The sequence below is a fragment of the Kribbella sp. VKM Ac-2569 genome, assembly GCF_004216905.1.
Classification (GTDB): domain Bacteria; phylum Actinomycetota; class Actinomycetes; order Propionibacteriales; family Kribbellaceae; genus Kribbella.
Genome location: NZ_SGXJ01000001.1, coordinates 1,269,478 through 1,293,137, shown reverse-complemented (window position 1 = coordinate 1,293,137; position 23,660 = coordinate 1,269,478). Strand labels below are relative to the sequence as shown.

The 23,660-nt window shown below is 68.3% G+C and carries 28 protein-coding genes; 21 read left to right on the top strand and 7 right to left on the bottom strand.

The window, feature by feature from the left end:
* Positions 1-43: 43 nt before the first annotated feature.
* A complete protein-coding gene (locus EV649_RS05975; protein WP_130381269.1) occupies positions 44-1,015 on the top strand; it encodes a WYL domain-containing protein in 972 nt (323 codons plus the stop codon).
* On the opposite strand, the gene EV649_RS05970 is transcribed toward EV649_RS05975, so the two are convergent.
* Positions 1,006-1,536, bottom strand: coding sequence for a hypothetical protein (locus EV649_RS05970; RefSeq protein ID WP_241997755.1), 531 nt, complete (start codon positions 1,534-1,536; stop codon positions 1,006-1,008). The genes EV649_RS05975 and EV649_RS05970 overlap by 10 nt on opposite strands.
* Positions 1,537-1,784: 248 nt before the next feature.
* On the opposite strand from EV649_RS05970, the gene EV649_RS05965 reads away from it, so the two are divergent.
* The gene (locus EV649_RS05965; RefSeq protein ID WP_130381267.1) at positions 1,785-2,687 is read left to right on the top strand and encodes a GNAT family N-acetyltransferase; all 903 of its coding nucleotides are present in this window, start codon (positions 1,785-1,787) and stop codon (positions 2,685-2,687) included.
* 91 nt (positions 2,688-2,778) lie between these two features.
* Entirely contained in the window at positions 2,779-3,663 is an 885-nt protein-coding gene (locus EV649_RS05960) for a GNAT family N-acetyltransferase (protein ID WP_130381265.1), read from the top strand.
* Here EV649_RS05960 and EV649_RS05955 read toward each other — a convergent pair.
* Both EV649_RS05955 and EV649_RS05950 read right to left on the bottom strand, forming a co-directional pair.
* A complete protein-coding gene (locus tag EV649_RS05955; RefSeq protein WP_130381263.1) occupies positions 3,660-4,115 on the bottom strand; it encodes a MaoC family dehydratase in 456 nt (151 codons plus the stop codon). The genes EV649_RS05960 and EV649_RS05955 overlap by 4 nt on opposite strands.
* 23 nt (positions 4,116-4,138) lie before the next feature.
* Positions 4,139-4,894, bottom strand: a complete 756-nt coding sequence (locus EV649_RS05950) for an SDR family oxidoreductase (protein WP_130381261.1) — start codon at positions 4,892-4,894, stop codon at positions 4,139-4,141.
* Between the two features lie 90 nt (positions 4,895-4,984).
* Between EV649_RS05950 and EV649_RS05945 the strand changes: the two genes are divergently transcribed.
* The 5 genes from EV649_RS05945 to EV649_RS05925 all read left to right on the top strand — a co-directional run bounded on the left by EV649_RS05945 (position 4,985) and on the right by EV649_RS05925 (position 7,489).
* On the top strand, positions 4,985-5,410 hold the full coding sequence (locus tag EV649_RS05945; protein WP_241997753.1) for a thioesterase family protein: 426 nt from the start codon (positions 4,985-4,987) through the stop codon (positions 5,408-5,410).
* On the top strand, positions 5,407-5,826 hold the full coding sequence (locus tag EV649_RS05940; protein WP_130381259.1) for an acyl-CoA thioesterase: 420 nt from the start codon (positions 5,407-5,409) through the stop codon (positions 5,824-5,826). Before EV649_RS05945 ends, EV649_RS05940 begins: the two co-directional genes overlap by 4 nt.
* 15 nt (positions 5,827-5,841) lie before the next feature.
* Positions 5,842-6,261 (top strand): globin, encoded by a 420-nt coding sequence (locus EV649_RS05935; RefSeq protein WP_130381257.1) that lies wholly within the window; start codon positions 5,842-5,844, stop codon positions 6,259-6,261.
* A gap of 23 nt (positions 6,262-6,284) precedes the next feature.
* A complete protein-coding gene (locus EV649_RS05930; RefSeq protein ID WP_130381255.1) occupies positions 6,285-6,716 on the top strand; it encodes an OsmC family peroxiredoxin in 432 nt (143 codons plus the stop codon).
* A 77-nt stretch (positions 6,717-6,793) separates the two neighbouring features.
* Positions 6,794-7,489 (top strand): GNAT family N-acetyltransferase, encoded by a 696-nt coding sequence (locus EV649_RS05925; RefSeq protein ID WP_157996185.1) that lies wholly within the window; start codon positions 6,794-6,796, stop codon positions 7,487-7,489.
* Here EV649_RS05925 and EV649_RS05920 read toward each other — a convergent pair.
* Positions 7,437-8,168 carry a mechanosensitive ion channel family protein gene (locus tag EV649_RS05920; RefSeq protein ID WP_241997751.1) on the bottom strand — a complete coding sequence of 244 codons (732 nt, stop codon included), beginning with the start codon at positions 8,166-8,168 and terminating at the stop codon, positions 7,437-7,439. The genes EV649_RS05925 and EV649_RS05920 overlap by 53 nt on opposite strands.
* Positions 8,169-8,269: 101 nt before the next feature.
* On the opposite strand from EV649_RS05920, the gene EV649_RS05915 reads away from it, so the two are divergent.
* The 7 genes from EV649_RS05915 to EV649_RS05885 all read left to right on the top strand — a co-directional run bounded on the left by EV649_RS05915 (position 8,270) and on the right by EV649_RS05885 (position 14,083).
* Positions 8,270-9,274 (top strand): DUF2157 domain-containing protein, encoded by a 1,005-nt coding sequence (locus EV649_RS05915; RefSeq protein WP_130381249.1) that lies wholly within the window; start codon positions 8,270-8,272, stop codon positions 9,272-9,274.
* A 53-nt stretch (positions 9,275-9,327) separates the two neighbouring features.
* On the top strand, positions 9,328-11,445 hold the full coding sequence (gene malQ, locus EV649_RS05910; RefSeq protein WP_198682324.1) for a 4-alpha-glucanotransferase: 2,118 nt from the start codon (positions 9,328-9,330) through the stop codon (positions 11,443-11,445).
* A gap of 117 nt (positions 11,446-11,562) precedes the next feature.
* Positions 11,563-12,162, top strand: coding sequence for a lytic polysaccharide monooxygenase (locus EV649_RS05905; protein ID WP_130381247.1), 600 nt, complete (start codon positions 11,563-11,565; stop codon positions 12,160-12,162).
* An 81-nt stretch (positions 12,163-12,243) separates the two neighbouring features.
* Positions 12,244-12,747 carry a hypothetical protein gene (locus tag EV649_RS05900; protein WP_130381245.1) on the top strand — a complete coding sequence of 168 codons (504 nt, stop codon included), beginning with the start codon at positions 12,244-12,246 and terminating at the stop codon, positions 12,745-12,747.
* A 65-nt stretch (positions 12,748-12,812) separates the two neighbouring features.
* Positions 12,813-13,103, top strand: coding sequence for a hypothetical protein (locus tag EV649_RS05895; RefSeq protein ID WP_130381243.1), 291 nt, complete (start codon positions 12,813-12,815; stop codon positions 13,101-13,103).
* A complete protein-coding gene (locus EV649_RS05890; protein ID WP_241997749.1) occupies positions 13,090-13,491 on the top strand; it encodes a DUF5130 family protein in 402 nt (133 codons plus the stop codon). The genes EV649_RS05895 and EV649_RS05890 overlap by 14 nt, the downstream gene beginning before the upstream one ends.
* Position 13,492: 1 nt before the next feature.
* Positions 13,493-14,083, top strand: a complete 591-nt coding sequence (locus tag EV649_RS05885; protein WP_130381239.1) for a GNAT family protein — start codon at positions 13,493-13,495, stop codon at positions 14,081-14,083.
* Here the strand turns inward: EV649_RS05885 and EV649_RS05880 are convergent.
* The 3 genes from EV649_RS05880 to pepN form a co-directional block, all read right to left on the bottom strand.
* Positions 14,065-14,616 (bottom strand): hypothetical protein, encoded by a 552-nt coding sequence (locus tag EV649_RS05880; RefSeq protein ID WP_130381237.1) that lies wholly within the window; start codon positions 14,614-14,616, stop codon positions 14,065-14,067. The genes EV649_RS05885 and EV649_RS05880 overlap by 19 nt on opposite strands.
* Positions 14,617-14,958: 342 nt before the next feature.
* Positions 14,959-15,489, bottom strand: coding sequence for a hypothetical protein (locus tag EV649_RS05875; protein WP_130381235.1), 531 nt, complete (start codon positions 15,487-15,489; stop codon positions 14,959-14,961).
* Between the two features lie 79 nt (positions 15,490-15,568).
* Positions 15,569-18,142: an aminopeptidase N gene (pepN, locus tag EV649_RS05870; protein ID WP_130381233.1), complete on the bottom strand. Its 2,574-nt coding sequence runs from the start codon at positions 18,140-18,142 to the stop codon at positions 15,569-15,571.
* Between the two features lie 111 nt (positions 18,143-18,253).
* Here pepN and EV649_RS05865 point away from each other — a divergent pair, with 111 nt between their 5' ends.
* From EV649_RS05865 to EV649_RS05840, 6 genes are all read left to right on the top strand, one after another.
* Positions 18,254-18,850: a DsbA family protein gene (locus EV649_RS05865; RefSeq protein ID WP_130381231.1), complete on the top strand. Its 597-nt coding sequence runs from the start codon at positions 18,254-18,256 to the stop codon at positions 18,848-18,850.
* A gap of 81 nt (positions 18,851-18,931) precedes the next feature.
* Positions 18,932-19,687: a class A beta-lactamase-related serine hydrolase gene (locus EV649_RS05860; protein WP_241997747.1), complete on the top strand. Its 756-nt coding sequence runs from the start codon at positions 18,932-18,934 to the stop codon at positions 19,685-19,687.
* 10 nt (positions 19,688-19,697) lie between these two features.
* The gene (locus EV649_RS05855) at positions 19,698-20,165 is read left to right on the top strand and encodes a ribose-5-phosphate isomerase (RefSeq protein ID WP_130381229.1); all 468 of its coding nucleotides are present in this window, start codon (positions 19,698-19,700) and stop codon (positions 20,163-20,165) included.
* A gap of 192 nt (positions 20,166-20,357) precedes the next feature.
* On the top strand, positions 20,358-21,557 hold the full coding sequence (locus EV649_RS05850; protein ID WP_130381227.1) for an RNA-guided endonuclease TnpB family protein: 1,200 nt from the start codon (positions 20,358-20,360) through the stop codon (positions 21,555-21,557).
* Between the two features lie 47 nt (positions 21,558-21,604).
* Entirely contained in the window at positions 21,605-22,432 is an 828-nt protein-coding gene (locus tag EV649_RS05845; RefSeq protein ID WP_130381225.1) for a DNA-formamidopyrimidine glycosylase family protein, read from the top strand.
* Positions 22,433-22,495: 63 nt separating this feature from the next.
* The gene (locus EV649_RS05840) at positions 22,496-23,590 is read left to right on the top strand and encodes a PP2C family protein-serine/threonine phosphatase (RefSeq protein WP_130381223.1); all 1,095 of its coding nucleotides are present in this window, start codon (positions 22,496-22,498) and stop codon (positions 23,588-23,590) included.
* The last annotated feature ends 70 nt before the right edge of the window (positions 23,591-23,660 follow it).

The following is a 23,660-nucleotide window of genomic DNA, read 5'->3' as shown; positions in this document are numbered from 1 at the left end:
CCAGGGGTATATACGACATCTTCTGTCCCATATTGTTGACGGCATGCGAGCGGACCGGTTGTTGCAGATCATCCTGTTGCTGCAGCGGCATGAGCGGTTGAGCGCGCGGGACCTCGCCGAGCGGCTGGAGGTGTCGACGCGGACGGTCATGCGCGACATGGAGGCGTTGTCCGCGGCCGGCGTACCGGTGTACTCCGAGCGGGGGCGCAACGGGGGCTGTGTGTTGCTGCCTGGGTATCGCGCCGACGTGAGTGAGCTGACGCCGCGAGAGGCGCAGGCGTTGTTCGCGTGGTCTGGGCGGGCGGCGTTGTCGGAGGAGCTCGGGCTGCAGGATGCGCTGCACTCGGCGATGGGGAAGCTGTCCGCGACGTTGCCGGTGGAGCTGCAGGGAGACGTGGACGCGTTGTCCGGTGCGATCGTCGTGGACCGGCGGCGGTGGTTCGCGGAGGCGGAGGACACCGGTGCGTTGCCCGTACTGCGGCAGGCCGTCGTCAAGCGTCGACGGGTGCGACTGCGGTACGCGTCGGCGAGTGAGGGCGTTCAGCAACGAACTGTCGACCCGTGGGGGCTCGTCGAGCAGGCGGGGCGGTGGTACCTGGTGGCGGCGCATCGCGGGGCGGCGCGCATGTACCGGGTGTCTCGGGTCGAGCAGGCCGACGTACTCGAAGAGGCGGCGGAACGGCCCGATGGTTTGGACGTCCGCGCCGAATGGGAGCGGCTGCGGTCCGGACTCGAGCGGCAGGCACCCGTCGGAGTCGACGTACTGGTCCGGGTACGGCCGGAGAAGGTGGAGCTGATCCGGCGGATCGCCTCGCCGATGCTCGCCAAGGGTGAGGTGGCGCGCGACGTGCCGTCGGACGACGAGTGGCCGCACTTGCGGTTGCACTTCCGGATCCGCGAGGCGGCGTGCGGCGTACTGCTCGGATTCGCGGGCGACCTGGAGGTGCTCGAACCGGGCGATCTGCGCGCCCGGATGCTGGAGCTGGCCCAGGCCGCCCTGGCGACCTACGGCTGACGGGTGGCCACGAAGGTCTGGCGCAGGATGACGTTGCCCTCGGCATCGAGGTCCTCGTTGCGCCAGTGGAAGCCGGTCGCGGTGATGCCGGTGAATTCCCAGCGGGTGTTGGCGATCTGTGACTCGAGGGTGATGGTGTCCGCGGTCGCGTGCGCGATGAACGGCATGACGAACGCCGCCTTCGGGCCCATCCAGGTCGAGCGGAACGCCTGCAGTTCCGGATCGTAGATGCGAATCGACAGCCCCCACTCACCGTCGCCGTCGGTGGCTCGCGCGGCCCGGCTCGGGGTGATCCAGACGTCCGCGACCGCGCGGCCGTCGAGCGCCCAGGCGAAGTGCCACTCACCCTTCGTCTGCCGGGTGATCGCGCCGCTGTCGTCGTACCAGGCGACGTCGAGGTCCCAGCTGCCGATCAGCGGTGCGAACGGCCGGAATGCGTCGGCGTACTCGGGGCGCGGGTTGTCGGCGACCATCAGGCCGGCGAGGGTGCGGGCGGCTGCCGCTCCATCGGTCATCTGCATGGTGGCTGTTTACGCCTGACGGCCGCGAGAGGTCAAGGGTAAATGCGGACGCCCCGCCGCCGGTGACCCCGTCGCGTGGAACCACGATGGCACTTCCGGCGGTCGGGGCGATCAGTCCGACAGCACCGCGCCACTTTAGTACGAGTCCGCTACACAGCCGAATCACAAGAGACTCGCCGCCGTTGCGATCACGTTGCTGGTTGTTAATGCGTGGCGTGGGTACGGCGCGCTGGCTAAGGTCCGGGAGCATGAGGACCCGGGCGGTGGTACGGCAGGCCGTGGCAGACGACGCCGAGGCAGTGGCAGCGGTACGACGGGTAGTAGCGCCGTACAAGGTCATGTCGCCCGCGGCGACGCGGCACATGCTCACCGTCCAGTCGCCGGGGGAGCGGTTCCTGCCGCTGGTCGCCGAACGCGACGGCGAGGTCGTCGCCTGGGCGTCGGCCGGCCTGAACGTCTGGACGAGCGATCCGGGCCAGGCCCACTTGAGCATCTTCGTGCACCCGGAGCAGCGCAAGCAGGGCATCGGCAGCGAGCTCGCCGAGCGACTGCACCAGCACCTCACCGAGGTCGGAGCGATCCGGGTGCGGACGTTCGTCCAGCCCGAGGGCCTCGAGTTCGCCCGCAACCTCGGGTACGACGGGACGCGCCAGATGCACTTCTCCGGCGTCGAGCTGACGTCGTTGCCCGAGCCACCGGAGACGCCCGAGGGGATCGAACTCGTCGCCTTCGACACCGTGGATGCGCACGCGGCGTACACGGCCGACGCGATCGCCTCGCTGGACGAGCCGAGTGACTCGCCGCTGGACTCGGTCGACTACGACCGGTGGCTGGAAGAGATCTGGAACGGCCCGGCGATGGACAAGTCGCTCAGTGTCGCCGCGATGGCAGGCGACGAGATGGCGTCGTTCACGGTGGTCGAGACGCACAGTGACCGGATGTGGTCGGGCATGACCGGCACGATTCCGGGGTACCGCGGGAGAGGGCTGGCGAAGCTGGTGAAGTCGGTCGCTCTGCGGCGTGCGGCGACCGCCGGGATCACAGCGGCGTACACCTCCAACGACGACGAGAACGGCCCGATGCTTGCCGTCAACAACTGGCTCGGGTACCGGCGGGTGCAGACCGAGATGGGCCTGCTCAGAACCCTCTGAAACAGAGCTGCAATCAGTTTCCCTCCGGTATGCACCTGAAGAAACGTTACCTTCCGGGGGACTTCGTCGTTGGAGTTCCCAAGGAGTTCGGATGGAGATCAGGGCAGCGGGTCCGGGGGATGTCGACGCAGCGGTGGCGATGCACGATGCGCTCGTTCCGTATCTGGTGATCACGCGCAGTGCGTTGACCCGTCGGCTGGCGACGCCGGCCGACGCCGGGCGCGGGTCGTTCGTGGCGGTGGACGACGGCGGCCTGGTGGGCTGGGCGTCGAGCGGCCTGATCGGCGGATCCGACCCGCTGGACGGCGAGCTGCGGTTGCTGGTCCGGCCGGAGTACCGCGGCCAAGGGATCGGTACGCGGCTGCTCGGGGAGATCCATGCCGGCCTGCGGGCGGCGGGAGCCACGTCGGCGCGGGTGTTCGCCGACCCGGGCACTGTGGAATGGGCGGCGCGGTTCGGTTACCGGCAGACCCGGCAGGTGCACTACGCGGGCATCGACCCGCGCAAGGCGCCGGACCTTCCCGAGGTCCCGAGCGAGGTGGAGCTGATCCCGTTCACCGAGGTCGATCCGCGCTTGCTGCACGCCGCCGACGAGGTCGCCCAGCGCACCAAGCCGGGCGACGCCAAGATCTCCTCCCAGCCGTACGACGGATGGCTCGCCGACATCTGGAACTCACCCGACCTGATGCACGCTGTGAGCGTCGCCGCCAGGCACGAGGGCCGGATCATCGCGTTCACCCGCAACCACGGCGACGGCACCAAGATCTGGTCGAGGATGACGTCCACGCTGCCGGAGTACCGCGGTCGCGGCCTCGCCAAGCTGGTCAAGACCGCCGCGCTGCACCGCGCCGCCGCGGCCGGCGTGCAGGGCGCGTACACCGCCAACTACGACGGCAACGCGCCGATGCTCGCCGTCAACGAATGGCTCGGCTACGCCCGCATCGCCACGCATGCGGTGCTCATCTGCCCGCTCTAGGGAACCAGCAGTACGACGGTTTCCGCGACGCAGGCCGGCTTGGTGGAGTTCTCCAGTTCGATCACCCAGTTGAGGGAGACCTGGATGCCTGCCGGGGTCTGCACCGCGTTCGCGATCGACGCGCCGGCGCGGACCCGGCTGCCGACCGGGACCGGGGCGGGGAAGCGGACCTTGTTGACGCCGTAGTTGAGCTTCGCGGTCACACCTTCGACCTTGAACAGCTCCTCGCCGAAGCGGGCGATCAGGCTCAGCGTCAGGTAGCCGTGCGCGATCGTTCCGCCGTACGGACCCTTGGCGGCCCGCTCGACGTCGACATGGATCCACTGATGGTCACCGGTCGCCTCGGCGAACTGATTCACCTGCTCCTGGGTGATCTCCAGCCACGCGGTCTCGCCGAGCGGCGTTCCGACCGCGTGCACGACCTCGTCGACGCCGTCGAACGTCTGCGGCATGTCGGCTTCTCCTCAGTTCCCTGTTAGTTGCGGGGTCCGCCGGCGACGTACAGAACCTGGCCGGACACGAAGCCGGCCTCCTCGCTGCAGAAGAACGACGCCGCGGCGGCGATGTCTTCCGGCTTGCCGGTCCGGTTCACCGGGATGGTGGCGGCGGTGGCCTTCTTGAACTCCTCGAAGTCGACGCCGACCCTGGCCGCGGTGGCCGCGGTCATGTCGGTCTCGATGAAGCCCGGCGCGATCGCGTTCGCGGTGACGCCGAACTTGCCCAGCTCGATCGCGAGCGTCTTCGCCAGACCCTGCAGGCCCGCCTTCGCGGACGCGTAGTTCGCCTGGCCGCGGTTGCCGAGCGCCGAGGTCGACGAGAGGAAGACGAGCCGTCCGTACTTGGCCTCGACCATGTGCGCCTGGCAGGCCTTCGACATCAGGAAGCTGCCCTTGAGGTGCACCGACATGACCGTGTCCCAGTCGTCCTCGGACATCTTGAACAGCAGGTTGTCGCGCAGTACGCCGGCGTTGTTGACCAGGATCGTCGGTGCGCCCAGCTCCGCGACGACCCGCTCGACCGCAGCCGTGACCTGGTCGGACTTGCTGACGTCGGCGCCGACGCCGATCGCCTTGCCGCCGGCCTCGGTGATCGCCTTCACGGTCGCGTCGCAGGCGCCCTCGTCGAGGTCGATGACCGCGACGGCGTTACCGTCCGCCGCGAGCCGCTGCGCGACGGCCGCGCCGATTCCCCGGGCTGCCCCGGTCACGATCGCCACCCGCTGCGTGCTCATCCACCACTCCAATCGGTGCACTGGTCTGCCGAAGATGACATTACCCACGGTCAGTCACCGGGGTAGTGCCCCGGATGACATGATCGTCGTGTGGATCATCACAACCGCCACGTCTACCACTGCCCGTTGCGCTGGGGCGACATGGACGCGCTCGGACACGTGAACAACGGCCGGTACGTCGACTACCTCCAGGACGCCCGCGTCGATTTCCTGTTCCGGACCGCCAAGGAGCTCGGCGCCGACAACCTCGAGACCGGCCTGCTGGTGGCCCGGCACGAGGTGCAGTACCGCGCGCCGCTGCACTTCCGGCCCGAACCGGTGCGGATCGAGCTCTGGATCAGCGAGATCCGGGCCGCGTCGTTCACGGTCGACTACGAGATCCTCGACGCCGAACCGGAACGCCGTACCTATGTCGAGGCGAAGACCAAGCTGGTCCCGTTCGACTTCGCGGCCAACCGCCTGCGCCGGATCACCCCGGTCGAGCGCGAGGCCCTCGAGAAGCTGGTGGGCGCATGACCTTCACCCATCCTGTCCTCGTCCGGTGGTCGGACATCGACTCGTACGACCATGTGAACAACGTGCGGTACTTCGACTACCTGCAGGAGGCCCGGATCGCGTTCCTCGGGCAGGTGATGGAGACCACGGGCGACTTCTTCGCGCAGTACCCGTGCGTGCTGGTCAGTCAGACCGTCGACTACCTGCGGCCGATCCTGCTGCGGCACCCGCCGTACGACGTGGACGTGTGGATCGCATCCGTCGGTACGTCGTCGTACACGCTGGGCTCGCGGATCGTCGATCGCAGTGGCGAGTCGGAGGACGTGTACGCCAAGGCGGAGTCTGTGATCGTCGCAGTGGACGGGACGACGCACGCGAAACGAGCCCTCGGAGACCCCGAACGGGCAGCCCTGCTGAAGCATCTTGTGACCACTTGAGAGACTAGGTCCGAGATGACTGAGCAGCAGAGCTTCTACGACGCCGTCGGTGGGGCGGAGACCTTCCACCGATTGGTGGCAGCGTTCTACCGCGGTGTTGCCGCCGACCCGGAACTGCGGGCGATGTACCCGGAGGAGGATCTCGGTCCGGCCGAGGAGCGCTTCCGGATGTTCCTGGAGCAGTACTGGGGCGGCCCCAAGACGTACTCCGAGCAGCGTGGGCACCCCCGGCTGCGGATGCGGCACGCCCCGTTCGCCGTCACCCCGACCGCACGGGACCGCTGGCTCGGCCACATGCGGGCCGCGCTCGACGAGCTCGGCCTGACCCCGGAGCGGGACGAGGAGATCTGGCGCTACATGGTGATGGCCGCGCACAGCATGGTGAACACCGACGAACCGCAGTACCCGGGCGCGATCGACGTGTCCGGCCGCTGAACCTTCTAAGGAGAAACACGAGCATGGCTGCTACCCGTACCGCCAAGGCCCACTGGGAAGGCTCGCTGCTGGAGGGCGGCGGTCAGGTCAACCTGGAGTCGTCCGGTCTCGGCTCCTTCGACGTGACCTGGGCCGCGCGCACCGAGCCGGAGGCCAGCGGCCGGACCAGCCCCGAGGAGCTGCTCGGCGCCGCGCACTCGGCGTGCTTCTCGATGGCGCTGTCGCACGCGCTCGCGCAGGCCGGCAACCCGCCGGCCTCGTTGGACACCCAGGCCGACGTGACTTTCCAGCCCGGTGAGGGCATCACCGGCATCAAGCTGTCCGTGAACGGCAACGTCCCCGGCCTGACCGCCGACGAGTTCGCCGAGTTCGCCGAGGGCGCCAAGAAGAACTGCCCGGTCTCCCAGGCGCTGACCGGAACGACCATCACCCTGGACGTCACCTTCACCGCCTGAGCCACCGGCCCGAACGCCTCCCGCGCAGAGTTCTGCGCGGGATGCGTTTTGTCGGTGGGGCGGTGCAGACTCTGCGCATGCTCGATGCGTTGCTCGACAATCACCTCGCCTTCCTCGCTGCCCATCGCGGTTCGGTACGGCGGTCCGCTGAGGCGATCGAGGTGGTTGGGGAGTCGGAGGAGTTCTCTGCGTGGATACCGCTCACGCCCGATGCGGAGATTCCGGCCGGTGTGCGGACGGTTCGGCTCGTGCCTGGGAGCGGAGCGGGGTGGGAAGAGCGGTTGGCCGCGGCGGGGTTCAAGGCTGCCGAGGTGCTGGTGCACATGGAGGCGCCGGCCGGGTCAGCGGTTGGAGAGCCCGTGGCGGCGATCCGCTCGGAGGCGGACGCGGTGGGGTTCGCACAGGTGCAGAGTGCGGCGTTTCTCGAGGTGGGGGAGCCGGACTACGACTGGTGGCAACAGATGTTCGTCGAGCAGGCCCTGCGGAACTACCGGGCGCCCGACCAGTCGCTCTACCTGCTCCGCGTGGACGGCGATCCGGCGGCGATCACGTTGGTACTGCGGACCGGGCCGGTCGCCGGCGTCTACGCGGTCGCGACCAAACCGCAGTACCGCGGCCGGGGTCTGGCGACGCGGCTGCTCGCGCAGGCGCGCCGCGACGCGGCCGGTGGGCGGCTCACGTTGCAGGTGGTCGAGGGCTCGGACGCTGAGCGCCTGTACCTCAGCGTTGGTTTTCGTCCTGCTTACCGCTCGCCACACTTTCGTCGGTCTTGACTTCTTCCTCCTTCTCGGTGCCGGAGCCGACGCCGGAGGAGGCGGCGCTGTTCGGGTCGCGCGTGGTCAGGTTGCCGACCCGGAGCACCTCGCCGTTGCGGACATACCAGGTGGTGCCGTCCTCGCCGCGCAGGGTGGTGATCCGGAGGCCGACCGCGACGACGACGCCGGTCGCCTTCTCCATATCGATCAGGTCGCCGACGCCGTACTGGTCCTCGAAGATCATGAACACGCCGGCCAGGAAGTCCTTCACCAGCGTCTGCGCGCCGAACCCGAGCGCCACGCCGATGATGCTCGCGGACGCGATCACCGGCATGATGTTGAAGCCGAGCTCGGCCAGCACCATCACCACCAGGACGGCGGCCAGCACGATCGTCACGATGCTGCTCAGGAGCGAGCCGATCGTCTGGGCGCGCTGGGCGCGGCGCTCACTCGCGAGCGTGTTCTCGACGAAGTCCTGACCGATCCTGGACTTCGACAGCACCCCTGCGACAGCGCCGTTCCCGGTTCGCCGGGCGAACCGCCGGATCACCTTGTGCAGCACCCAGCGGAGTAGGAAGAAGCCGATGATCAGGCCGGCGATCCGGGCAGGCACGACCACGACCTGGTCGGTCACCTCCAGCTTGCCGTCGTTGCCGGTCCGGAAGAACGTCGGGAAGGCGTCCGGCAGGCTCAGCAACGGTGAAAACAGGGGGTGACTGACTAAGGACACAAGGTAGCTGGTCAGAATAGGCATCTCGCCGCCTGATGTTAGTAGGGCTGACAAGGAGACGCGATCGCATGTCGAGCCGGCTGGACGACGAGCTGTCCAGGCTCGTGAGTGCTGGTGTGCTGCGCCAGTACCAGGCCGAGTCGATCCGGGACGCCGCCGACGCGGAGATCGACGCAGCGCTCGCCGACCCGGGCCGTCCGCGTCCGCAGCGGGAGCCTGAAGGGCCTGAGCCGGCCGAGGAGGAGGAGCCGCCCGCCGCTGCCCACACCAGCGCGCTGGTCGAGGTGCTCGGCTACATCGGCGGCGCGCTGCTGCTCGGTGCGGTCGCGCTCCTGACCTTGGCGAACTGGGGCGAAATGGGCCGCGCCGCGCGGATCACCACCGGTACGGCGGCCGCGGTCGTCCTGCTCGGTTCGGCCGTGGTGCTGGCGCTGCTGCGGCGCCGGGAACAGTTGAGTTCGGCGCTCGCGGCGCTGGGGTGTTGCGTGGCCGGGTTCGCGACGTTCGTGGCGGTCGAGGGGGAGGCCGGACGGGTCGTCGGGGTGGCGGTCGCGCTGGCGCTGGCCGCCGCCGGGTTGTGGTGGCTCAAGGAGCCTTCGTTGCTGGTGGCAACGTTCGGGATCCTGGCCGTCGGTGTGTTGGTGATCACGGCAGATGTCCTCACTCCGGACACCGGGTCGGCCACCAACAGCGCGGGCATCGCCGGGACCGGATTCATCCTGGTGGCGTTCGTGTTCGCGATGCTCGGCCTGGTGCGCGATCAGGTGACGTCGTGGTCACTGGCCGGAGCCGCGATGTTCAGCTCCTCGATCTGCTGGCTGGTGCAGGAGCGCGGCGAGATCATGGCGCTCGCAGTCGGTACGGCGGGACCTGCGGCGTTGCTGGTCGCCTACGGGCGGACACGGCGTTCGGCGTACGCCGTGGTGGGCTGCTCGATCCTCCTGGTCATCTGGCCGACGGCGCTTTACCAGCTGACCGACAACCTGGCCGGCGTGGCCATCGGACTCGTCGTAGCCAGCGCAGTCCTCCTACTGGCGGTACTGATGCTCAGCCGCCGCCGCTCGAACGAGTAACGCAACGCGCGCCGTTTGGCCGTTGACGCGGTTGATGCGGCAGACTCGCTGGGGTGACTGCTCCCACTCCGGCCCTTGTCGAGCTAGCGGTTGCCCATGGCGTGGCGACGGAGTACTGGAACTGGCAGGGCGAGCATGTGGTCGTCTCGAGCGAGGTCGTGGCCGACGTACTCGCGGCACTCGGTGTGGACGCGTCGACACCGGAGAAGGCGGCCCTGGCGCTGGCCGAGCACCAGCAGGCGCGCTGGCGTCGTACGCTGCCCGCCACCGTGGTGATGAGGGAGGGCTGGACCCCCTGGTTCGCCGTACACCTGCCGCACGGGTCGTCGGCGGAGGTGTGGGTGGACCTCGAGGACGGCGGTCAGCGGCGGGACATCCCGCAGCAGGACCACCTGGTCGAGCCAGAGTGGATCGACGGGGTACAGGTCGGTGAAGCGACGTTCCAGCTGCCGGGGGACCTGCCGCTCGGGTACCACCGGTTGTGCGCGCGGGTCGGTACCAACCCGGAGATCTCGGTCAGCACGCTGATCGTGACGCCGACGAAGCTGGAGCCGGAGAACCTGCACCGGACCTGGGGCTGGGTGCTGCAGCTGTACTCCGTTCGCTCCCGGCGCTCCTGGGGTATCGGTGACCTGCATGACCTGGCCGACCTGGCGGCGTGGTCGGCGCATGACCTGGGCGCCGGCTTCGTACTGGTGAACCCGCTGCACGCTGCGGAGCTGGCGGGCCGCATGGAGCCCTCGCCGTACCTGCCGGCGTCGCGGCGGTTCGGGAACCCGATCTACCTGCGGATCGAGGACGTCGACGAGTACGGCGACCTGGCCCCCGCGGAACGCGACCGGGTCCGGACACTGGCGCTGCAGGCGCGGGCGCTCAGCGAGGACTCGACGGCGCTCGACCGGGACACGGTGTGGGCGGCCAAGCGTGAGGCGCTGCAGGTGCTGTTCCGCGTGCAGCCGTCGGTGGGGCGGATCGCGGAGTACGGCGCGTACTGCGACCGGGAGAGTCAGGGGCTGATCGACTTCGCCACGTGGGCCGCGATCGCCGACGTGCACGGGCCCGAGTGGAGCAAGTGGCCCGAGGAGCTACAGGAACCGACGACACCGGAGGTTGTTGCCTTCCGCAACGAGAACCCGGATGCCGTGGAGTTCCACTGCTGGCTCCAGTGGCAGCTCGACGAGCAGCTCGCGCGGACACAGGCTCGTGCGAAGGCGGCCGGCATGTCGCTGGGCGTCGTACACGACCTGGCCGTCGGTGTGCATCCGGATGGTGCGGACGCGTGGGCGCTGCAGAACGTGCTCGCGCAGAACATCCACGTGGGTGCACCGCCGGACGCGTTCAACCAGCAGGGCCAGGACTGGTCGCAGCCGCCGTGGCGGCCCAACGCGCTGGCTGAGACCGGGTACGCCGCTTGGCGGGACCTGGTGCGTGCGGTGATGCGGCATGGTGGCGGGCTGCGGATCGACCACATCCTCGGGATGTTCCGGCTGTGGTGGGTGACGTCGCCGGAGCGGCCTACCGAGGGCACCTACGTGCGGTACGACCATGAGGCACTGGTCGGCATCCTGGTGCTGGAGGCGCAGCGTTCCGGCGTGACTGTGATCGGTGAGGACCTAGGGACCGTAGAGCCCTGGGTGCGCGACTACCTGACAGAACGCGGCATTCTCGGTACGTCGGTGTTGTGGTTCGAGCGGGATGCCGATGGGAAGCCGCTGGCACCGGAGCGGTGGCGGGAGCTGTGCCTGGCCACTGTCACCACCCACGACCTGCCGCCGACCGCCGGGTACCTCGCAGGCGACCACGTGGAGCTGCGGAACCGCCTTGGTCTGTTGACTCGCCCTGTGGACGAGGAACTCGCAGTCGACGAGGCGGACCGTGACGCCTGGCTCAACGCACTCCGGGAGCGCCATCTGCTCAGCAACACGGACGGCGACGTCGCGCGGATCGTCGAGGCCATGCACCGGTACGTCGCGCACACGCCGGCCAAGCTCGTCGGTGTCGCGCTGACGGATGCCGTCGGAGAACGCCGTACGCAGAACCAGCCCGGCACCACGGACGAATACCCGAACTGGCGGGTGCCGCTCGGCGGTCCGGAAGGCGAGCCCGTGCTGGTCGAGGACCTGCCGAACAACCAGCGTCTCCGTCGCTTGATCGGCTCGCTCAATATCTAGCTTTCCGTATTCACCTGCTCACGAACCGTTGACAATAGATTTGAACGGTTGTTTTCTATTGAGCAGGAGAGGCGCCCTTCCTTCACTGTCCACCGCCCCAACAGTGCAGGAGTTCGCATGCTGCGAAAACGGAAACTCAGCATGGCCGGAATTGCCGTCGGAGCATTCGCCTTGACGGTGTGTACGTCGGTTCCGCTCGCCTACGGCCACGGATATACCACCGGGCCGGCCAGCCGGGCCAAGAACTGTCAGGACGGGGTCGTCACGAACTGCGGGCAGATCCAGTGGGAGCCGCAGAGTGTCGAAGGCCCCAAGGGCTTCCCGCAGAGCGGCCCCGCGGACGGGACGCTCTGCTCGGCGGGGCTCGGTCAGTTCGCCGAGCTCGACGATCAGCGCGGCGGGGCCTGGCCGGCCACACAGCTCCAGGGTGGTCAGGGGTTCACGTTCTCGTGGCACCTGACCGCGGCGCACTCGACCACCGACTTCAAGTACTACATGACCAAGCAGGGCTGGGATCCGACGCAGCCGCTGACCCGGTCCGCACTCGACCTGAATCCGTTCCTCACCGTCGCTATGAACGGCGCCCGGCCACCCAGCGACGTGTCGCATCCGGGCACTATCCCGACCGGCCGGTCCGGACGGCACATGATCCTCGCGGTCTGGACGATCGCCGATACCGCAAACGCCTTCTACCAGTGTTCGGATGTTAATTTCTGATTCAACCTGAGGTTTCGCCAATAACTTTCTTGGGCAGTGCACTCCTTGAAATAACCGCCCCATATTTCAAGGAGTGTCCCCATGAAGTCATTGCTCCGTCGCGTCGCCGTACCTCTCGTCGCCGTGGTCGTCGGCCTGCTGCCCGGTGTGGTGGCGGTCGAGCAGGCGTCCGCCCTGACCAAGCTGACGCATTCGCAGGCGACCTCGATCTTCCGGGCCGCGGGCCTCACCTGGTCGTCCAGCGGCGGCTGCTCCGACCGCTACAACTCCACCTGCACCTCGTTCGAGCAGATCAACGACAGCACGGTGTACGGCGTCCGCACGCTGAAGACCGCGAGCGGGTGCGCGGTCAACATCACCGGTGGCACCGAGGTGGGCCACGCCAGCGGCACGTACAGCCACTGGAACGGGTACAAGGTCGACATCTCGAAGTACACGTGTGTCGGCAACTACATCCACAACACGTTCACCCGGATCGCCGACCGCGGTGACGGCGCCGCCCAGTGGCGCTCCGGCGCCGGCAACATCTACGCCGACGAAGGAAGCCACTGGGACATCACGTACTACAACTGCGGCGGCTGCTGAGCTGTTGAGGGTCATACGGGAGGGGCGTCGGCTCCTCCCGTACGGCGCGTACTAGGCTTCAGGCCGTGATTGTCGAATTGTCCGGGCACTCGTTGCTGGTGTTCGTCGGGATTCCTGTGCTGGTCATCGCCGTGCTGGCGCTGCTGGTGTTCGCGTCGTCGATCGCGAACGGGCCGCGGTACCGCCCGGGCCTGTCGTGGTGGGCCCCACCGGTCTGGATCAACGGACCGACGGCGACCAAGCCGGACCCGGCCAACCTGCCCGAGCTGCCTGAGCTGACCAGCGCGCCCGGTTCCACCGCGACTGCCGCCACCGGCGTCGCCCGCACGCTCGGAGGCGCAAGTGCCAGCTGGTGACGCATTCACCCCGGACCAGCTCTACGACATCGAGAAAGCGGTCCGGTACGCCGAGGAGACCTCCGGCTTGCACTTCTCGGTGTACGTCGGCGGCGCGGACTCGGAGACCCGTCCGTTCGCCATCGAGCTGCTGAACGAGCTGGACGACCCGGACCGCACGGTCCTGGTGTACGTCGACCCGGCCGGCCGGCGTCTCGAGATCGTCATCGGCGAGCTGGCCAAGCGGCAGCTGTCGGACTCGTCCGCGGGTCTGGCCGCGCTGACGATGCAGACGTCGTTCGCCACGGGTGACCTGACCGGCGGCCTGGTGACCGGCGTACAGCAGCTGGGTACGCACGCGCATCAGCCGCCGATGCTGCACGCCAACGACGAGGCGCACAAGCTCTGACGTGGCCGCCCTGGAGCCGCATCGCATCGACCTGGGCGACGTAGTGCTCCGCCCGTTCGTGGCGTCCGACGAGCCCGCGGTGGCGCTGGCCCTGCAGGATCCAGGCATCCTGCGCTGGACCGCGGGTACGGCGGTGATCAGCTCACCCGCCGACAAGCGTGCCCGCCGCTGGCTGGAGCCGCGCATCGACGGCTGGGCGCGCGGCAACGCGGTCTTCGCGATCGCCGACGCGGAGACCGATCAGGTGATCGGCAACGTGGCACTCCGGGACGTCCACCGCGTCCCCGACCAGGCCGTCGCGGCGTACTGGGTGAGTCCGGTGGCCCGTGGCCGCCGGCTGGGCGCTCGCGCGCTCGACGCAGCCGCGCGGTGGGGCTTCACGAGCGGCCTACGGCTGCACCGCATCTCGCTCGACCACTCACTGGTCAACGAGGGGTCATGCCACGTCGCACTACGCGCCGGTTTCCAGCTCGAAGGCGTGATGCGTGACTACTACGTCGAGGTGACGGGGCAGCGTCACGACTCGCACCTGCACGCCCGGCTCGCGACGGACACAGCACCTGACCTAGGACCTCAGCCTGCTGGTTCGTAGGTCGGGCAGGCGCTCTGGTACGCCGCCTGCGTGCGCGGGTCCAGGCACAGGTTGAGGATCTGCTCCGAGGACGTGCCCGGGCCGAGGTACACCACCCAGGTGCCGGTGACCGGTGCCAGCGAGCTGTTCGTGATGCCCGGGTACTGGCCGTCGACCAGCATGGCCTTCGCCGGGATGCCGGCCCGCGTGATCCTGGTTGCGGTGTCCTTGGCCATCTGACCCGCGTCGGCCGGGTACTTGTCCATCATCGCGATCCACTGGCCCTGCTTGAACCTCGGTGAGGTCGGTCCGGTGTTCACGGCCGGCGGTGTGGTCGTCTGAGCCTTCGCCGACGGGTTCGGTGCCGCAGCAGACACTGGTGGTTTCCGGTCCGCCTTCGTGGCGCTCCCCGTGGCGCTGGCGGTCGGCTCGGCCGGTGCAGCCGCACCGTTGTCGGTGCCCGAACCCATGCGCAGCCCGTCGGCCGGCGTGTCCGACGCCGTACCCCGGGTGAGGATGAACGCGAACACCGCGACCATCGCCAGGCTGGCCACGATCGCCGCTCCGATGGCACTGTGCGAACGCTGTGCCTTCCGCGGGCGCGCGCTGGGCGCACTATGCCTGTCCGCGGACCTGTGCTGTCTCCGGGCAGCCCGCGCGGGCGGCTTCCGGTGGTCGACGCGTGTCACGGCTTGGGCCCCTCCCCAGACAACCCTTAGATGGGTATCCGGTGCAGCTTAAACCGAACCACTGAGTAAGTGAGCGTCTCTCACGTGGCGAGAATCTCTTTCTCCACAAGGGAATCGCGCACCGCACACGCCACCTCACGATCCGCTGACCAACAATCGTTTGACCCTCACCGAACGCAGTCGGGCGGGTACGAAATCGCGATGTTCCTAGGTGCCGGAGGGGATGCCGTGGGGGTGCGGTTCGGGGCGGGTGTCCAGGGCGTCTTCGAGCCAGGAGTCGACGTCGACGTCGGCGGAGAGGATGTGGTTCACGTACGACGTACGTTCGTGGCTGAGCACCTCCAGCTCCCACACGCACGGAGCAGCGCCGATCGGAGCCGGCCGGAGGTCGTCGACGTCCATGCCGCTGAAGATGCTCAAGCGGGACTGGAAGTCCTTCGCCCAGCTCTGCACCACCAGGTAGACGCCGTCGTCGCCGAGGTGCAGTACGACGACACCGAGTCCGACGGACCCCATCGCGTCGTCGAACTCGAGCTGCCGCGTGGCGGTGCTGCGGGCGTGGTCGACCATCTGGTCGTCCCACTGCCGTCCGCGTGCCGTGACGACGTACGGCTTCACCAGGCGGTTGGCGTACCGCCAGGGCATCAGTGGGGTGATGGGGCGGGGTCGGTACGCGTCTGCGAGTCCGGTCAGCGCAACAGCTGCCGCACCGGCCAGGGCGGGGTCAGAGGCGGGCACCGGTCCAGTCTTACCGCACTGCGAGGTTCAACGCGACAGGGCCGGTCTCGCATGAGACCGGCCCTGTCAGAAACATCGATCAGGCGACGTCGTCCTGCGCCTGCGCGGCGATCGCGCGGGTCAGGTCCGCCTGGGCCTCGGTGACGTACCGGAGCGTCGGAGCGTCGACGGACGACGACTCCGCGGCCAGCCAGCCGGTGAGCGCGTCCAGCGCCGCCTGGTCGGCCAGGTGCCGCGGCGACAGGTACACCAGCACGTTCTCGCCCATCGACGAGCCCAGCCGGGTGTACACGTCCTTGGCCGCGTTCAGGTACTTGTCGACGTACGGCCGCAGCAGGTCCTCCTGGCCCGGCTGCTGGAAGCCGAGGATGGTCCGGAACTGGGTCTCGTTCGGAGTGTCCTCGGACTCGACGGCGATCCGCCAGGCCTCTTCCTTCGCCTCCACGGTCGGCCGGGCGGCACGGGCCTGCGCGGCCCGCTCCTGACCGGTGATCGTGGTGTCGCGGGTGAGCTCGTCGTCGATCTCGTCCGCACCGATGCGGCCGAGCCGGGACATTGCCACGATCAGCGTCCAGCGCAGGTCGGTGTCGACGACCAGGCCTTCCGGCAGGTCGCGACCCTCCAGCCATCCGGCGAGCCGGTCGCCGCCGGCGTTCGAGAACACCGCCGAGCTGTAGGCCCGGACGAAGGCGAGCTGGTGGTCGCTGCCCGGCTCGGAGCCGGCCACGAGACCAGCCAGCTCCTCCTCGAACTGCGCGCGCAGGGCGGGCCGGTTCTGCGGGGCGGCGTACTGGTTGATGGCGCTGCTCGCCTGGTTGAGCAGGGAGCGGACGCCGGTCAGATCGGTCTCGGCCCGGATGCCGCGCAGCACGATGCCGACGTACTGGCTGGCCGGCATCTCGGCGTCCCGGGTCATGTCCCAGGTCGAGCCCCAGGCGAGCGCCCGCGGCAACGACTCGGTGAGCTGGTCGATCGACTCCACCAGCGTGGCCCGCGACCGCTCGTCCAGCCGGATCTTGGCGTAGGTGAGGTCGTCGTCGTTCAGCAGCACCAGGTCCGGCTGCGTCGCTCCGGTGAGCTCGGGGAGCTCGGTCCGCGGCCCGTCGATGTCCACCTCGAACCGTTCGGTCCGGACCAGACCCTCGTCGGTACGCCGGTACAGGCCGACGGCGAGCCGGTGCGGCCGCAGGACCGGGAACTTCTCGGTCGCGGTCTGCTCGATCGCGAAGAAGGTGAAGGCGCCGGCGGAGTCGACGGCGAAGTCGGCGCGCAGCGTGTTCACGCCCGCGGTCCGCAGCCACCGCTCGGTCCAGTCGTCGAGGTCGCGGCCGGACGCCTTCTCGAGAGGCTTCAGCAGATCGGTCAGCTCGGTGTTGCCGAACGCGTGGTCGTGGAAGTACTCCTTCAGCGCGGTGACGAAGGTGTCCTCACCGACGAACGCGACGAGCTGGCGCAGCGTCGACGCGCCCTTGGCGTAAGTGATGCCGTCGAAGTTCACCTCGACCGCGTGGAAGTCGATCATGTCGGCCGCGATCGGGTGTGTCGACGGCAGCTGGTCCTGCCGGTACGCCCAGTTCTTACGGGCGTTGCAGAACGTCGTCCACGCGTCGGAGTACTTCGACGTCGCGACCACCTGGGCCCAGTGGCTGGCCCACTCGGCGAACGACTCGTTCAGCCACAGGTCGTCCCACCAGGTCATCGTCACCAGGTCGCCGAACCACATGTGCGCCAGCTCGTGCAGCACGGTGTTGGCGCGCGCCTCCAGCTCCGCGTGCGTCGTACGGCTGCGGAACAGGTACTCGTCGCGCAGCGTCACGCAGCCCGCGTTCTCCATCGCGCCCATGTTGTACTCCGGCACGAAGGCCTGGTCGTACTTGTGGAACGGGTACGGCGTACCGAACGCCTCCTCGAACAGCGCGAAGCCCTGCTTGGTGACCTCGAACAGGTCCTCGACGTCCAGCGCCTCCTTGAGCGACGGACGGCACAGCAGCGACAACGGGTACGTCCCGTGCGGACCCTCGTACACGTCCGTCACCACGTGGTACGGACCCGCGACGACCGCGGTGATGTACGTCGAGATCCGCTCGGTCGGCGGGAACTCCCAGCGGGCCAGCTCCTCGCCGTTCTCGCCCTGGTACGGCGTGGGCTCGGGCGTCGGGGCGTTCGAGATGACGACCCAGCGGGCCGGTGCGGAAACGGTGAAGGTGAACGGGGCCTTGAGGTCGGGCTGCTCGAAGGTGGCGAACACCCGGCGGGCGTCCGGCACCTCGAACTGGGTGTAGAGGTAGGTCTCCTTGTCGGCCGGGTCGACCGAGCGGTGCAGCCCTTCACCGGTCCGTGAGTACAGGCAGTCCGCCACCACGGTGAGCTCGTTGCGCTCGGCCAGTCCGTCGAGCTGGATGCGGGCGCCGTCGTACACCACGTCCGGATCGAGGGTGACGCCGTTCAGCGTCACCTCGCGGACCTTGTCCGCGATCAGGTCGGCGAACGTGCTCGCGCCGGCGGTGGCCGCGAACGTGATGGTGGTCACCGACGGGTACGTCGGGGCGCCACTCGGGGCGTTGGCCAGATCGAGCTCGATGGCGTAGCTCACGTCACTGACCACGCCCGCACGGGAACGCGCTTCGTCGCGCGTCAGGTTGGTTCCAGGCATGTCGGCATCCTATGCACCTGGCTGACGGCTTGGATGCGGGTTTCCCCCCGACATTGGGTATTGGATACCGAGTCGGTATAACCATTCCTTCAACTTTGTATGATGGTGAATATGACTGCCTCTGCAGATTTCTGGTTCGACCCGGCCTGCCCCTGGGCCTGGATGACGTCCCGCTGGATGCTCGAGGTCGAGCAGGTCCGGGACGTGAAGACGACCTGGCACGTGATGAGCCTCGCCGTCCTGAACGACGAGCGTATGGAGCACGACGCCAACTGGGAGCGCTTGATCGGTCGTACCCGAGTGCTGATCGCCGCCGAGCAGGCGCACGGCAACGAGGTGCTGCTGCCGCTCTACACCGCTCTGGGCCGCCGGATCCACAACGAGGGCCGCGGCGGCAAGGACGACGCCGTACTGACCGAGGCGCTCGAGGAGGTCGGTCTGCCGGCGTCGCTGGTCGAGGCCGCGGACACCGACCGGTACGACGACGCGCTCAAGAAGTCGCACCACGCCGGCATGGACCAGGTCGGCATGGAGGTCGGTACGCCGGTGATCTCGGTGGAAGGCACCGCGTTCTTCGGTCCGGTGGTGACGCCGGCGCCCAAGGGCGAGGCGGCCGGCAAGCTCTGGGACGGCGTCCGCCTGGTGGCCGGCACCGAGGGCTTCTTCGAGATCAAGCGCACCCGGGACCGCGGCCCGATCTTCGACTGACGGTTCAGGGGTTGAACTGGAACCGCCCGGCCGGTGAAAGTTGCTCACTCAGGAATCCGTCCAGTTGTGAGTAGGTTTCAGATGACCTTGACCGCCGGCATCGCCGTGTTCGACCGCGAAGCAGGGCAGTTCGTCCACCAGCAGGACGCCGACCGGCAGTTCCGGTCGGCGTCGGTGGTGAAGCTGCTGATCGTGCTGGACTTCTTCTGGGACCGCGGTCCGGAGTACGACGTACCGCCTGCCGACCGGGAGCGGCTCGACGTCATGCTGCGGAGCAGTGACGACGACGCGGCTAGCTACTACTGGGAGCAGCTCGGCGGTGCCGCCATTGTCGATCGCATGGTCAAGCGGCTCGGTCTGACGCACACAGCCGGCCCGCCGGCCAGTCACCCGGGCTTCTGGGGGTACGTCGCGATCACGGCCGCCGACACCGTGCGGATCTACCGCTACCTGCTGGAGGACGCTCCGCTGCCCGTGCGTGAGTACGTGATGGGACAGCTGCACCAGGCGACCCGCCACGGCACGGACGGCTTCGACCAGTACTTCGGGATCGCATCGGTCTTCGAGACGGGCTACAGCATCAAACAGGGCTGGTCCGGGTTCCACGGGTCCAGCGGGTACCGGTCCGACAAGGCGAAGCCGCGGTCCGTGGTGGACCTGGTCAACGACGCTCTGCATACGACGGGGACGGTCGGAGCGGATGACCGGACCATTGTCGCGGTGTTCACGCTGCACCCGAGCGGTACGCCGTACGAGCAGGCCTATGCCGCTGTGACGCAGCTGACCGCGGCCCTGACTGTGCCGGGCGGCGTACGCGTGCAGATGGCTGACAAGTAGATTGCGGGCCATGCGAGTGCACATCGGCTCCGACCATGCCGGCTTCGAACTGAAGAACCACCTGGTGCAGCACCTGACCGCTGCCGGGCACGACGTCGTGGACCACGGTCCTGCGGTGTACGACGCCGTCGACGACTACCCGCCGTACTGCCTGCGCACCGGGCTGGCGGTGGTCGACGAGCCGGGCAGTCTGGGCGTCGTGGTCGGTGGCTCGGGCAACGGCGAGCAGATCGCCGCGAACAAGGTGAAGGGGGTCCGGGCCGTGCTGGCCTGGAGCACCGACACCGCACGGCTCGGCCGCGAGCACAACAACGCCAACGTGATCAGCGTCGGCGCCCGGATGCACTCCGAGGAGGAGGCCACCGGGTTCGTCGAGACGTTCCTGGCGACCGACTACTCCGGCGAGGAGCGGCACACCCGCCGGATCGAGATGCTGTCCGGCTACGAGTCGACCGGCAAGCTCCCGCCACTGCCCTGATCGTCCTCGTCGGTCTTCGGCAGCACAGGACGGCGTACGACGGGCTGACGTGGTCGTGACACGTCCCGGGCCCGCATACTCCGCCCAGTACCGACCACGGCCGGAGTAGGCGGCCGACCTTTTGCTCCGTCTGTCACTGGCTGCCTCCTCTCGAACATCAGGACTGTCGGTCCTGGCTGATGGGATACGGGCATGTCCCGCTTCCGAATGTATCCGACTCCCGCGCAGCGGGCTGCGCTGCTTGAGCAGTGCAAGCATGCTCGGTACGTCTGGAACCTGGCGGTCGAGCAATGGTCGATGTGGACCCGCGACAAGGGCCCAACGCCGGGCTATGTCAAGCAATGTCGGCAGTTGACCGAGGCACGGGCCGCGTTCAGCTGGTTGCGCCTCGGGGTGCAAACCATTCAGCAGCAAGCACTACGGGACTTCAACCAGGCCGTCAAGAACTTCTATCGCGGCACTCACCAGCGACCAACTTGGCGGAAAGTCGAGATCCACGAGGGATTCCGCATCGTTGGCCCCGAGGCCTCCAAAGTGGTCAAGTTGAATCGGAAGTGGGCCGCGGCGAACGTGCCCAAAGTTGGCTGGGTGCGGTTCCGGCTCTCCCGAGCCGTACCTGAAGCGAAGTCCTACCGGATCAAGCGTGACCGGACGGGCCGCTGGCACATTGCGTTTGCGGCTATCCCGGACCCGATCCCGGGACCCGGCACCGGCGCCGTAGTCGGAGTGGATCGCGGTGTCACCGTCTCGGCGGCACTGTCCACGGGCGAGCTGCTCAAGTGCCCTGGCCCGTCTGAGAGCGAGCAGGCGCGGCTCAAGCACCTGCAACGCCGCCTTGCCCGCTGCAGTCCTGGCTCCAAACGCCGTCGGCGGGTGAAGGCAGCAATCGCGAAGCTGTATGCCCGTGCCGGCGACCGCCGCAAGGATTGGACGGAGAAGACCAGCACCGACCTCGCACGGCGCTTCGACGTCATCCGCGTGGAGGATCTTCGGATCGCACAGATGACCCGGCGACCGAAGCCCAAACCCAGCCCCGAACAACCAGGTTCCTACCTGCCGAACCGGCGCCGTGCCAAGGCCGGGCTGAACCGCGGCATCCTGGTCAATGGCTGGGGAATGCTCGTCCGGCGCCTGGAGCACAAAGCGCTGGGGCGGGTCCAGAAAGTGAATCCTGCGTACACGTCGCAAACCTGCGCCGCCTGTGGGCACTGCGCACCGGGAAACCGCGAGAGTCAAGCGATCTTCCGATGCGTGGCCTGCGGCCACCAGGTGAACGCGGACGTGAACGCGGCAGTTAACATCGCGGCTGGACGGGCCGTCAGCGCACGCCGAGAGACGCCAGTGCGGGTCTCGCCGAAGCGTGAACCCCAACTCGCTACGCCCGCGTGGTAGTTAGAAATCCCTGGCCATGAGGTCGGGGAGGACGTCAAAGAGGAATGATGCCTGAAGGTCACACGCTGCACCGGCTGGCGAACGACGTCTGGGACGCGTTCGGTGGCCGCCCGGTCCGGTCGTCGAGCCCGCAGGGCCGGTTCGCCGAGGGCGCCGCGCTGCTCGACGGGCACCTGCTGCGTCAGACCGAGGCCCACGGCAAGCACTTCCTCGCCGACTTCGAGGGCGCGGGCTGGTTGCACATCCACCTCGGACTGATCGGGAAGATGGACATCCGGCCGGCGCCGGTGCCAGAGCCCGTCGGCCAGGTCCGGCTCAGGCTGCAGAACGCCACGTCGTACGCCGATCTGCGCGGCGCGACGGTGTGCGAGGTGATCACGGACGAGGAGCGCGACAAGCTGCTCGGCCGGCTCGGTCCGGACCCGCTGCGCGATGACGCGGATCCGGACCTGGCATGGAACCGCATCCACCGTAGCAAGCTGCCGATCGGTCAGTTGCTGATGAACCAGGACGTGCTGAGCGGTGTCGGCAACGTGTATCGCGCGGAGGTGCTGTTCCGGGCGAAGCTGAACCCGATGACGCCCGGCAACGTGGTGAAGAAGCGCGAGTGGCAGGGCATGTGGGACGACCTGCTCGCGCTCATGAAGTACGGCGTGGAGACCGGCCGGATCGACACCGTTGCCGACGACCACACGCCGGAGGCGATGGGTCGTGACCCGCGCCGGGACGACCATGGTGGTGAGGTGTACGTGTACCGGCGCCAAGGGCAACGGTGCTACGTCTGCCAGTCGGTGATCCGGACGAAGATCCTCGCGGGCCGTAACTTGTTCTGGTGTCCCAGATGCCAACGAACCGGTCTCACTCGCAAGGGCTGAAAGCCATCAGTTGTGTTGCGAATTGATGCACGGACCGTTCGGTACCGTTATGTTCTTCACACCATGAGGAAGAGCGGCGGTCTTGCGCTGGTACGACGCATCGGCCGCCGGGTCGAGGCGCTGGGTCGTCGTGCCCGTCGTTCCCACCGGGTGGCGTTCGTCGCGCTGGTGCTCGTGCAGCTGGTGATCTCCATCGCCAGTGACGTCTGGATGACCTTGGTACCGGCGTCCTTCCTGATCGTCCCGCTGGTGGTCGGCGGCGTTCTGCTGCGGTTCGGCGAACTGGTGGCGCTGACCGGGATCACGACGGCGTTCGGTGCGTACGTCGTGCTGTCGCGCGGAATGACGTTGCCCCGGATCGGCTTCGTGCTGGTGCTCGTGATCGTCGGCTGGATCATGATCACCAGCGCCAAGGTGCGCAGCCGGCTGGGCGTCGCCGGCACCCGGAGCGAGTCGATGCTGATGGAGTTGCGGGACACGCTCACCGCGCAGGGGGAGATCCCGCCGTTGCCGCCCGGCTGGCGGGTCGAGGTCGCGATCCAGTCCGCCGGCGGGTCGACGTTCTCCGGTGACTTCGTGGTGTCGACGATGCACGACGACCTGCTCGAGGTGGCGCTGGTCGATGTCTCCGGCAAGGGCATCGACGCGGGGACGCGGGCGCTGTTGCTGTCCGGTGCGTTCGGCGGGCTGTTGGGCGTCGTACCGGTGGAGGAGTTCCTGTCGTCGGCGAACCGGTATCTGCGGCGCCAGGACTGGGACGACGACTTCGCGACCGTGGTGCATGTCGTGCTGGACCTGCGGACCGGCGACTTCGACGTACGGACGGCCGGGCATCCGCCGGCGATCCAGTTCGACGCGTGGTCGGGGCGGTGGCAGACGCGGGACGCGGACGGGCCGCTGCTCGGGCTGATGGAGGCGCCGACGTTCGAGGTGAACCGCGGGGTGCTGAAGCTCGGCGACGCGTTGTTCCTCTACAGCGACGGGATGGTCGAAACGCCGCGGCAGGACATCGGCCGCGGTACGGACCGGCTGACCGGGTTCGCGGAACGGCTGGTCGGGCAGGGATTCCTGGGCGCGGCCGAGGAGCTGGTCGCAGCGGCCGGCGGACCGGGCGACGACTCGGCGATCGTCATCATCCACCGCACGGCCCATGCCTAAGGCAACCAAGTCTCTCGTTGTCAATTCCCCGTTTTGTTGACTTAGGCAACGAGAGGGGCATACTGCAGAT

Excerpts from the sequence above, each read along its gene's own strand:
- EV649_RS05975 (WP_130381269.1), top strand. The coding sequence starts at position 44 with ATGCGAGCGGACCGGTTGTTGCAGATCATCCTGTTGCTGCAGCGGCAT.
- EV649_RS05970 (WP_241997755.1), bottom strand. The coding sequence starts at position 1,536 with ATGCAGATGACCGATGGAGCGGCAGCCGCCCGCACCCTCGCCGGCCTG.
- EV649_RS05965 (WP_130381267.1), top strand. The coding sequence starts at position 1,785 with ATGAGGACCCGGGCGGTGGTACGGCAGGCCGTGGCAGACGACGCCGAG.
- EV649_RS05960 (WP_130381265.1), top strand. The coding sequence starts at position 2,779 with ATGGAGATCAGGGCAGCGGGTCCGGGGGATGTCGACGCAGCGGTGGCG.
- EV649_RS05955 (WP_130381263.1), bottom strand. The coding sequence starts at position 4,115 with ATGCCGCAGACGTTCGACGGCGTCGACGAGGTCGTGCACGCGGTCGGA.
- EV649_RS05950 (WP_130381261.1), bottom strand. The coding sequence starts at position 4,894 with ATGAGCACGCAGCGGGTGGCGATCGTGACCGGGGCAGCCCGGGGAATC.
- EV649_RS05940 (WP_130381259.1), top strand. The coding sequence starts at position 5,407 with ATGACCTTCACCCATCCTGTCCTCGTCCGGTGGTCGGACATCGACTCG.
- EV649_RS05935 (WP_130381257.1), top strand. The coding sequence starts at position 5,842 with ATGACTGAGCAGCAGAGCTTCTACGACGCCGTCGGTGGGGCGGAGACC.
- EV649_RS05930 (WP_130381255.1), top strand. The coding sequence starts at position 6,285 with ATGGCTGCTACCCGTACCGCCAAGGCCCACTGGGAAGGCTCGCTGCTG.
- EV649_RS05925 (WP_157996185.1), top strand. The coding sequence starts at position 6,794 with ATGCTCGATGCGTTGCTCGACAATCACCTCGCCTTCCTCGCTGCCCAT.
- EV649_RS05915 (WP_130381249.1), top strand. The coding sequence starts at position 8,270 with ATGTCGAGCCGGCTGGACGACGAGCTGTCCAGGCTCGTGAGTGCTGGT.
- EV649_RS05905 (WP_130381247.1), top strand. The coding sequence starts at position 11,563 with ATGCTGCGAAAACGGAAACTCAGCATGGCCGGAATTGCCGTCGGAGCA.
- EV649_RS05900 (WP_130381245.1), top strand. The coding sequence starts at position 12,244 with ATGAAGTCATTGCTCCGTCGCGTCGCCGTACCTCTCGTCGCCGTGGTC.
- pepN (WP_130381233.1), bottom strand. The coding sequence starts at position 18,142 with ATGCCTGGAACCAACCTGACGCGCGACGAAGCGCGTTCCCGTGCGGGC.
- EV649_RS05865 (WP_130381231.1), top strand. The coding sequence starts at position 18,254 with ATGACTGCCTCTGCAGATTTCTGGTTCGACCCGGCCTGCCCCTGGGCC.
- EV649_RS05860 (WP_241997747.1), top strand. The coding sequence starts at position 18,932 with ATGACCTTGACCGCCGGCATCGCCGTGTTCGACCGCGAAGCAGGGCAG.
- EV649_RS05855 (WP_130381229.1), top strand. The coding sequence starts at position 19,698 with ATGCGAGTGCACATCGGCTCCGACCATGCCGGCTTCGAACTGAAGAAC.
- EV649_RS05850 (WP_130381227.1), top strand. The coding sequence starts at position 20,358 with ATGTCCCGCTTCCGAATGTATCCGACTCCCGCGCAGCGGGCTGCGCTG.
- EV649_RS05845 (WP_130381225.1), top strand. The coding sequence starts at position 21,605 with ATGCCTGAAGGTCACACGCTGCACCGGCTGGCGAACGACGTCTGGGAC.
- EV649_RS05840 (WP_130381223.1), top strand. The coding sequence starts at position 22,496 with ATGAGGAAGAGCGGCGGTCTTGCGCTGGTACGACGCATCGGCCGCCGG.